This window comes from Natrinema soli (assembly GCF_028618695.1).
Window position 1 is genome coordinate 1 of the sequence record NZ_JAQIVI010000661.1, and the last position, 9,591, is coordinate 9,591.

9 protein-coding genes and 1 pseudogene are annotated in these 9,591 nt (G+C 65.5%); 8 read left to right on the top strand and 2 right to left on the bottom strand.

The features are described 5' to 3' along the window. The 4 genes and pseudogenes from PGX04_RS29415 to PGX04_RS29430 form a co-directional block, all read left to right on the top strand. A pseudogene (locus PGX04_RS29415) lies at positions 1-136 on the top strand (threonine synthase); the annotation flags it as partial. A gap of 269 nt (positions 137-405) precedes the next feature. Next, positions 406-579, top strand: a complete 174-nt coding sequence (locus PGX04_RS29420) for a hypothetical protein (RefSeq protein WP_273741729.1) — start codon at positions 406-408, stop codon at positions 577-579. A 165-nt stretch (positions 580-744) separates the two neighbouring features. Then, positions 745-1,446 carry a phosphoglycerol geranylgeranyltransferase gene (locus PGX04_RS29425; RefSeq protein WP_273741730.1) on the top strand — a complete coding sequence of 234 codons (702 nt, stop codon included), beginning with the start codon at positions 745-747 and terminating at the stop codon, positions 1,444-1,446. 65 nt (positions 1,447-1,511) lie between these two features. After that, the gene (locus tag PGX04_RS29430; RefSeq protein ID WP_273741731.1) at positions 1,512-2,159 is read left to right on the top strand and encodes a helix-turn-helix domain-containing protein; all 648 of its coding nucleotides are present in this window, start codon (positions 1,512-1,514) and stop codon (positions 2,157-2,159) included. A gap of 107 nt (positions 2,160-2,266) precedes the next feature. Here PGX04_RS29430 and PGX04_RS29435 read toward each other — a convergent pair whose 3' ends face one another. Continuing rightward, complete coding sequence (locus PGX04_RS29435; RefSeq protein WP_273741734.1) at positions 2,267-3,043, bottom strand: SIR2 family NAD-dependent protein deacylase; 777 nt, start codon at positions 3,041-3,043, stop codon at positions 2,267-2,269. Between the two features lie 170 nt (positions 3,044-3,213). Here PGX04_RS29435 and PGX04_RS29440 point away from each other — a divergent pair, with 170 nt between their 5' ends. Then, positions 3,214-3,894 carry a class I SAM-dependent methyltransferase gene (locus PGX04_RS29440; RefSeq protein WP_273741735.1) on the top strand — a complete coding sequence of 227 codons (681 nt, stop codon included), beginning with the start codon at positions 3,214-3,216 and terminating at the stop codon, positions 3,892-3,894. A 75-nt stretch (positions 3,895-3,969) separates the two neighbouring features. Continuing rightward, positions 3,970-5,274 carry an aspartate--tRNA(Asn) ligase gene (gene aspS, locus PGX04_RS29445; protein ID WP_273741736.1) on the top strand — a complete coding sequence of 435 codons (1,305 nt, stop codon included), beginning with the start codon at positions 3,970-3,972 and terminating at the stop codon, positions 5,272-5,274. A 551-nt stretch (positions 5,275-5,825) separates the two neighbouring features. Here the strand turns inward: aspS and PGX04_RS29450 are convergent. After that, a complete protein-coding gene (locus PGX04_RS29450) occupies positions 5,826-6,704 on the bottom strand; it encodes an esterase/lipase family protein (protein WP_273741738.1) in 879 nt (292 codons plus the stop codon). 321 nt (positions 6,705-7,025) lie between these two features. On the opposite strand from PGX04_RS29450, the gene PGX04_RS29455 reads away from it, so the two are divergent. Continuing rightward, positions 7,026-7,853: a pantoate kinase gene (locus PGX04_RS29455; protein ID WP_273741739.1), complete on the top strand. Its 828-nt coding sequence runs from the start codon at positions 7,026-7,028 to the stop codon at positions 7,851-7,853. Between the two features lie 254 nt (positions 7,854-8,107). Beyond that, positions 8,108-9,591, top strand: a 1,484-nt coding sequence (locus tag PGX04_RS29460) for a cell division protein CdpA domain-containing protein (RefSeq protein WP_425498468.1), incomplete at its 3' end; no start/stop codon positions are given.

The window sequence follows — 9,591 nt, forward strand, 5'->3', positions numbered from 1 at the left end:
GGCGGCGAGCGGCGCGTGGGAGCTCGCGGAACGCGGCGCGTTCGACGGCGACGAGACAGTCGTCATCGTCAACACGGGATCCGGGAACAAGGAGGCCGACGTGTTGCGTAGCCACCTGATGAGTCAGGGCGTCTAGCGTCGAGCCGGTTTTGCACCGCAATCGGATCTCCGGTCTGTCACCGCAATCGCCCCTCCAATCTGTCACTGCAGCCGGTCACCGATCCGGCGCGGCGCGCGCCTCCGAGTCCCTGGTTGTAGTGATCGGTGCACAGCCCGTGCAGTACCCGGTAATACCGCCGAGTAGAGCCGATCGAACCGGTAGCAGGGGACCGGGCCGGGTAAAAAAACCGAACTCTTTCACCGACAACGTCTTGCCTGCGAGGGGAGTAGTCGAACCGAGTACCAATGTGTGAACATTCACCAGAGTGTTCGAACGGGGACACGTGCCAACTCGTCCTCGAGAACGGGGAGACCGGTCTCGAAACCGCCGAATACTACTGCAAGGCACACCTCGTACTACGGATCTGGGAAGTCGAGAACGACAGCTCGATGCGAGCCGTCAGCGCCGAGCGACTGTGATCGGGTCGGGCGCGCCGATCGGTTGCAGCCGCCCGTAGCGGACCGACTCGTCGTCGGGCGATGTGATCCGGTCCCGATCCTCATCCGATCCCGGGTCCGACGCGCGATCCTCGAGACGGGGGTCGTTTCGTAGCGCTTTTGCTGGTTGTCGGGAAACGACGCAGTATGACTACCCCCTGGGACGACTGGAACCATATTCTCAAGCTCGATCCGGACAAGGAGTTACCGGCGGGCGTGACCTACGGCGATCTCTGTGCGACCGGGACCGATGCGATCGAAGTCGGCGGCACCATGGGGATCACCGAGGAGAACATGAGCGCGGTCATCGAGGCCTGCGCCGAACACGACGTCGCGCTCTATCAGGAGCCGTCGAATCCCGAGGTCGTCCTCGAGAACGACGCGCTGGACGGCTACCTCATCCCGACCGTCTTCAACGCCGGGTCGCCGTTCTGGATCACCGAAGCTCACAAGGAGTGGGTCCGACTCGAGGGGGACCTCGACTGGGACCGGACGACGACGGAGGCCTACGTCGTGATGAACCCCGAGGCCGACGTCGCGGAGCTGACGGAGGCCGATTGCGATCTCGGCGCCGACGACGTCGCCGCCTACGCGACGGTCGCGGAACACATGTTCGGCCAGGAGATCGTCTACGTCGAGTATTCCGGTATGCTCGGCGACGAAGGCGTCGTCGAAGCCGCCGCCGAGGCCGTCGACGAGTCGACGCTGTTCTACGGCGGCGGCATCCACGACTACGACTCCGCGTACTCGATGGCCCGGTACGCCGACGTGATCGTCGTCGGCGACCTCGCACACGACGAGGGCATCGAGGCCGTTCGGGAAACCGTCGCGGCGGCGAACGACGCATAGCTGCGTCCGATGGCCCCGGCAAAGTGGCCTCAACTGTTTTGTCTTTCCGTGTCACACGACCCTGCATGAGTCTCCTCGCCGCGTTCGAGGCGTCGTCGCCGGCGCTCCTCCTCGGGCCAACGCTCGAGGCCCTGCCGTCGATCGACGTCGAACTCGAGCGCCAGTACGCCCTCGATCCCGACCGCCCCATCGCGTTCTGTCGGGTTCACTGTCGCGACCGCGACGGACTCGACCGAGCGCTCGTAGCCGACGATACGATCGCCGAGTTCGAGCGGATCGGCGGTGCCGACGGCGAGAGCCGATACCGGTTGCAACGGAGCGAGACGGACGTCATCGGCGCGTATCGTGCGTGGGTCGACGCTGGCGGCGAGCTACTCGACTGTCGGGGCTCCGACGGGCGCTGGGAGATCGAGATGCGCTTTCCCGATCGCGCCTCGTTCGGTCGCTATCACGAGTTCCTCGCGAACGAGGGCGTCTCCCTCGAGTTACACCGCCTCGCCAATGACGACCGTCAGTACCGGGGCCGCGGATCCACGCTGACCGACGCCCAGCGGGAGGCGCTCGCGCTGGCCTACGAGTACGGGTTCTTCGAGGTCCCCCGCGAGACGGGGCTGTCCGAGATCGCCGCCCAACTGGAGATCTCGAACCAGGCCGTCAGCGAACGGCTCCGCCGCGGGCAGGCGCAGTTGATCGACCAGCAGCTCGTCGAGTGAGGCCGCGCCGGGACGCGGGATCGGCTCATACGGTCTGCTGTAAGTCATTGCCGGTGGGACCGCGACCGTCCTGCGGTCCCACCGGTAAATCGTTACAGCAAACCGTATCACTCCGCGGCCAGGTCCCGCAACCGGGGGAGCACCGCCGTCACGTCCTCGCGGAACACCGCGTCGGCGATGTCGTCACAGGGCGTCGACTCGAGGTTGACGATCCCCACCGTTGCACCGGTCGAGGCGGCCCGTCGGGGGAGCGAGGCGGCGGGTTCGACGACCAGCCAGGAGCCGATCGCGAGGAAGACGTCGCTCTCGCGGGCGAGCGACCGCGCTCGCTGGATGACCGCGCCCGGGAGCTGCTCGCCGAAGAGGACGACGTCGGGTTTGAAGACGCCGCCGCACTTGCAGGTCGGCGGTCGGTCGCCGTTCGCGGCGCGCTCGAAGATCGGATCGCCGTCCCTGCGTTTCCCGCAGTCCGTACAGCGGACCCGCTGTGCGTTGCCGTGTAACTCGAGGACGGTCGGTTCGCCGTCTTCCGCGTCGTCATCGATCGCCGCGGCCGCGTCGCCGTGGAGCCCGTCCGTGTTCTGGGTGAGGATCGCCTCGAGGTCGCCGTCCCGCTCCATCTCGGCCAGCGCCTCGTGGGCCGCGTTCGGCTCGTACTCCTCGTCGAACATCACTCGCTGGAGTTCGACGCGGTCCCGCCAGAACCCCTCGGGATCGCGCTGAAACCGGCCGTAGGCGAACTGTCCCTCGTCGAACCGGTCCCAGACGCCGTCGTCACCCCGGAACGTCGGGACGCCGGAGGGGGCCGAGATCCCCGCGCCGGTGAAGGCGACGACCGCGTCTGCGCTTCGGACGTCGTCGGCGAGTCGCTCGAGGTCGTCCATACGGTCGGAATCGTGCCGGCCCGGCAAAACGGTTCGTCCGGCTTCGTTGCCTGCCGCTTTTCGGACGAGTATTTGTGCCGAATAGCCGCTCAGTACGGAGACGAACGTAACGACCCCCAGACTTTTGTCGAGTCTAGGGGAAGGTCAGTACACGTGAGAGGAATTCCTGCATGACGCGACCGGATCAGAACGGGGGTGCCGTCAAGGAACTCGTCAGACAGCACTGGAACGGGCGCGCGATGACGTTCGATGACGCGAGCCAGCACGGAACCCACAGCGAGGAACAACACGAACAGTGGCTGTCGGTTCTCCGCGAGTGGACCGGCGACGAACCGCTGGCGGTGCTCGATATCGGGTGTGGAACGGGAGTTATCTCGCTGCTGCTGGCGGAACTGGACCACGACGTCACGGGCGTCGACTTCGCGCCGGAGATGCTCGAGCGCGCCAGAGAGAAAGCCGAACGGACGAGCCGATCGGCCGATTTCTACCGTGGAGACGCGGAGGCCCTCGCGGTTCCCGACGACGCCCTCGAACTGGTTACGGCGCGTCACCTTCTCTGGACGCTCCCGAATCCCGAGACGGCGCTCGAGGAGTGGCGGCGGGTCGTCGAACCGGGTGGGCGGATTCTCGTGATCGAGGGCTACTGGAACCACGCCGAACCGTGGGACGAGTACGAAGCGATCCACGACGACCTGCCGATGTACGACGGGCGACCGCCCGAGGAACTGCGTGCGGTCTTCGAACGACACGGCCTCCGAGAAATCGAGCACGAACCGCTCGTCGACCCGGTGCTGTGGGGGCGGGAACCCCGCCACGAGTATTACATTCTGGCCGGCACGGTTTCCAAGTGAGTCGGACGAGTCCGAGACCCGTGAGGCTCGGTGCGAACGACTGCGCTTAAGTTCCGCCTGCGTGAATCGGGTGGTATGCAGGACAGAACCTACACTGCCGACGCCGAGCCGGGCGACGACGCGACGGTCGCCGGCTGGGTCCACGAGATCCGCGATCTCGGAGGCATCGCCTTTCTGATTCTCCGGGATACGACCGGCAAGATCCAGATCAAGTTCGAGAAAGACGAGATGGACGACGACCTGGTCGAGACGGGACTGGGCGTCTCCCGCGAGAGCGTCGTCGAAGTCTCCGGTGCGGTCGAAGAGGAACCGCGCGCGCCGACGGGCGTCGAGATCACGCCCGAGTCCGTCGAGGTCGTCGCGCCCGCCGATCCGGAACTGCCGCTCGATCCCTCCGGCAAGGTCGACGCCGATCTCTCGACGCGACTCGACAACCGCACCCTCGACCTGCGCAAGGACGAGGTACAGGCCATCTTCGAGATCCGCTCGGAGATCATGCGCGCCGTGCGCGATCGGTTCCGCGAGTTCCGCTGTACGGAGATCAACACGCCGAAGATCGTCGCGACCGGCACCGAGGGCGGCACCGAACTCTTCCCGATCACGTACTTCGGCGAGGAAGCGTTCATGAACCAGTCGCCGCAGCTGTTCAAGCAGCTCATCGCCGGCTCGAACGTCGAGCGCGTCTTCGAGATCGGTCCGATCTTCCGCGCGGAAGAACACAACACGCCGCGTCACCTCAACGAGGCCACCTCGATCGACTTCGAGGGCGCCTTTTGCGACCAGAACGACGCGATGGACGTCGTCGAGGGCGTCGTCCGCGCCGCGTACGAAGCCGTCGAAGAAAACTGCGCCGACGAACTCGAGGCGCTCGGTCTCACCGAGGAGTTCGGCGCACCCGAGGAGGCCTTCCCGCGCATCAGCTACGAGGACGCCCTCGAGCGCATCAACGCGACGGGCGAACTCGACGAACAGCTCGTCTGGGGTGACGACCTCTCGACGGAGGCCGAGAAGGCCCTCGGTGACGACGTCGGCGGTCACTACTTCATCACCGACTGGCCCAGCGAGATCAAGCCGTTCTACATCAAGGACCACGACGACGATCCCCAGCTCTCGACCGGCTTCGACCTCATGCACCCGCGGATGGAACTGGTGTCGGGCGGCCAGCGCGAGCACCGCCACGAGAAGCTCATCGAGGGCTTCGAACAGCAGGGACTCGATCCCGACCAGTTCGAGTACTACACCAAGATGTTCAAGTACGGGATGCCGCCCCACGCCGGCTTCGGCCTCGGCGGCGAGCGCCTCATCATGACGATCCTCGGGCTGGACAACATTCGGGAAGCAGTTCTCTTCCCGCGAGATCGTCAACGGTTGAGCCCGTAGGCGAAACCGTCGAGAGCAAGCGAGACTCCCGGCGGTCGTTTCGCGTGACCACCTGCGACTGAGCCCGTCGGGCGTGTCTCTGAGAACCGGCGAGGCTCTCACGCCGCTCGAGTCTCGCGGGATTCTTCCCGTTCGTTTCGAGAATCAGCTGGCGATCCTCTCGTTCGCTACCGTTCAGAACCAGTCGAACCAGCCGCCATCGTCGTCATCACCGTCATCGGCGTCGTCCTCACCGTCGTCGAAACTGCCCGCGAGGTCGTTCATGACGACGGTCGAATCGAGCTAGCTCAGGTGATCGCCGTGGCTCGTGCATCTCGGACGTGCGTCCACGGCGAACAGCGTCAACCCCGCTACTGCCGGCGGCAGCGGCGTGATACGTTCATGCCGTTGTACGGTTCTGCAGAACGAAGAGAGCGTCCGTCGGGTGCCGGGGAGCGGGCCGCAATCGGGACGGAATGGAAGGCGCTCGCCGAGAGACACTCGAGCGCATTCGAGCCCGGCCGACGAGCGTCGGCATCGGCACTCGGTCGGCGGTGGCCGAATGTCGGGCGTTAGAACCAGCCCCAGCCGTCGTCGCCGCCGTCGTCGCCACCGCCGCCGCTGGTACAGGAGCCGCTGTTGATTGCACCGGCGAGGTCCGCGCCGACGGCACTGTCACCCAGATACGCGAGGTGGCTCCCGACGCTGTAGGTCACGTCGACGTCGGTGTAGTTCGCCGCGGGGTTGCAGCCCGCACCCTCCGTCCCGAGTGCGGTGTCGCCCCAACCACCGTAGGCGGAGCCGACGGTCGAGTCGTTGTTGGAGTGATAGTTGCGCACTTCACAGGCGTTGTCGAGACCTGCGTTCCACGGACTGCCGCAGATCTCGGAGCCGTCGGCGGCCGTCCCGAGGCCGGCGACGGTCTCGATCTCGTAGCCGCTGCTGAGTTTGGTCGCGGTCCAGTAGACGCAGCGGCCACCGAGCGAGTGACCGACGAGGCGGACGTTGCCGCCGCCGCTGTCGTAGAACTCCTCGATGAGGCCGGCGACAACCTCGCCGACATCCTCGGTGTCGCCTTCGGCACCGGCAAAGTTGATCGTCGTCGCGGGCCACTCGATCGCGACGGTTTCGTCCGGCGAATAGCCGCCGGACTCGAGGGAGTCTTGCACGTCCGAGGCCTGGCTCGAGACGGTTGTGTCGCCGAACCAGCCGTGGATGAAGATGAGCAGTTCGTCCGTGACGGGGAGGCTGCCGTCGGCGCTCCAACTGAAGAAACCGTCGTCGACTTCGATCACTTCGGGGCCGCCGAACTGCGCGGATGCGGACCCGGATGCAGCGGCCAGTCCCGCGCCGACGACGATGGTCGTTCCGGTGGCCTTCAGGAGCGTTCGTCGATCGGTCGTCGATTCGTCGGTTGCCGGCTGTTCGCCGAGTTTGTCGTTGTCTGTCATTCGACGTGCAATGGTATCATATGATAGATGATGCAATTTTCTCTTCTATATAGAGCGTGTTTAATACAATGACGAGAGTTGTCTATGGCAGTAGTAGTGTTGTTCAGACGACCGCGTTTCGGAACGACCCGATCCCGAACGCTCTCGGCGAAACGAGTCGCGTTTCCGGTGCGTGCTTTTGCTCCCCAACCGTGTGGTACGCGTGACCGGCTATCGATCGTCTCGATGGGGATTTGGACATCGAACTGACTCGTACCGTGAGTCCGTCGGCGATCGCGGAATCTTCAACGTTATATCGCTCCGGCCGAAAGCGGAGGCGTAATGCGCGAGGAGGCGACGGCGTTCGTCCCCGGCCACGTCACGGGCTTTTTCAGCGCCCATCCGGACGACGATCCGACGAAAGCCGGCTCACGAGGCGCGGGACTGACGCTGACGGACGGTGTCGACGTAACGATCGAGCCAGCGACGGAGACGACCGTCGTACTCGACGGGACGGAGATCGATGTCGACCCGGTAGCGACCGTCCTCGAGACGCTCGACGCGACTGCTCGAGTCGAGGCGAACTCCGAACTCCCGCTCGGAGCGGGGTTCGGCGTCTCGGGAGCGATGGCACTCGGGACGGCGCTCGCGGCCAATCGCGTCTTCGATCGCAAGCTCTCGATGAACGAACTCGTCACGATCGCCCACGGCGCCGAGGTCCAGGCCGGAACGGGGCTCGGAGACGTGGTCGCGCAGGCCCACGGCGGCGTCCCGATCCGCCTCGAGCCCGGCGGGCCCCATCACAACGAACTCGATGCGATCCCCGCCCGCGCACGAGTCGAATACGTTTCGTTCGGCGAACGCTCGACGGCCGACGTGCTCTCGGGCGATACGGAGGCGCTGACCGCCGCCGGGAAGGAAGCGCTCGCGCGGGTCGTCGAGGAGCCGACGTTACTGTCCTTCCTATACGCCTCGCGGCTGTTCGCGCGCGATGCGGGACTGCTGACGGCACGGGTCTCAGAGGCGATCACCGACGTCTCGTCGGCCGACGGACAGGCGTCGATGGCCATGCTCGGCGAAACCGTCTTCGCGCTCGGGACGGGGCTCTCCGATGCGGGCTACGAGCCCTCGGTCTGCGCCACGCATCCGGCCGGTGCAGTGCTCAAGTAGGGGCGTGCTCCGCTCAGTCGCTATCGGAGCCACTGTCGCTGAAGCCGTATTCTGCCATCGAACAGTCAGAAATACGATCGACTGTGCACTGCCGTTCGGCGCTCCCCTCGTCATCCAGTGACCGTTTTCGGTCCCGATTTCGGTGACCGAACGTGGCCGATAGGCTCGAGGAACCGCGCCGTTTAATGACAGATTCTATATTGGTAGCCAGAACTTTATTATGGTTCGTTAGAGTTATCCGGTCAAGTTTGAAAATGGCTTCACAAACTGACTTTCACCAAAACTTATTTCAGCTGTATGAACACTACGTCGGTGAACCCGACTCGAGCAAGGACGTCTACGGCTACTGGCTGTTCATCGTCGGCTACATCATCGGTGCCGCTGGCGTCGCGACGTTCGTGATCGGCTACGCGGGCGACGGAAACTCCTACACGCTCATCCGCCTCTCCGGGGTGACGGCCGCGACGGGGCTCGCGTTCTGCCTGCTCGGAATCGTCCTGATGTTGCCGGTTCGTCGGCGGGGGATCCAGGCCAGTTTCGTCGGTCTGTTGATCTCACTGGCGGGCGTCGGCTTTTTCGGGTGGGCGTATCCGTACAACTGGCGGCAACTCGGGACCGACTACAGCGTCGAGGTCATTTCGGTCTACACGCTCGGTATCGGGGTCATCGCGGGCGTGACCGCACTCGTTCCCGTGCTCACGGGACAGAAGGGGATGTTCGTCGAGGAGGAGGGGAAGACCGAAGATCCGCCGATTCTCACCGGGGACGCGATGGAAAGCGCGCAGTTCGCCGTCTTCCGCGACGAGAACGGCGACTGGAAGTGGCACGTCCTTCACCTCGAGGCGCTGGCCCAGAGCAACGAGAGCGCCGTGACGCGGCCGGACGCCACGGAGGGCATCGAGCGCGTCAAGTCCCAGATCAGTTCCGCGGGGCTGATGGAGCTGACGACCTCGGCGTTCCGACTCTACGAGGACCGCGACGGCACGTGGCAGTGGACGCTCGCGCGGGACGACGGCTCCATCGTCGGCTCCTGTGCCGGTGAATTCGATCAGCGCGACGGCGCCGAGGAGTCGGTGAGTTTCCTGAAGGATCGGGGCCCCGACGCCGACGTGATCGAGATCGAGGGCGCCGCCTTCACCTACGAGGAGCGACGCGACCAGTGGTACTGGCAGCTGGTCGACGACGAACGCGCTCCGCTGGCCTCGAGCGAGACGGGGCACTCGACGCAGGAGCGGGCCGAAGACGCCGCCCAGACGTTCGCCGAACGGTTCGACCAGGCGCGGGTGCTCGACGTCGAGCACGTCGGCGTGGAACTCTGCGAGCAAGCCGACGGCTGGACCTGGCGGTTCGTCGATGCCGACGACGAGATCGTCGCCAACAGCACGGACGAGTTCGACTCCCGGCGCGACGCCGAGAAGGCCGCCGAAGCGTTACTCCCGGCGCTCGAGTCAGCGTCGGTCACCGTCGCCGGCGAACCGACCTACGAGCTCTACGAGTCCGGCGAGGAGTGGCGCTACCGGCTGGTCGACGATAGCGAGCACGTCGTCGCGCGCGGACCCGAGGGGACCCCCGAACACGACGGCTCGGCGGAGTGGGCCGACCAGTTCGCCGAGAACGCTCGCGAGGCGGACATCGTCGAGATCGAGGACGCCGAGTACGAAGTGTATCCGGCAGCGGGGGCCAGCGCCGGTGGCAGTGCCGCATCCACGCCGGACGACGACCTCCCCGCGACGGTCGA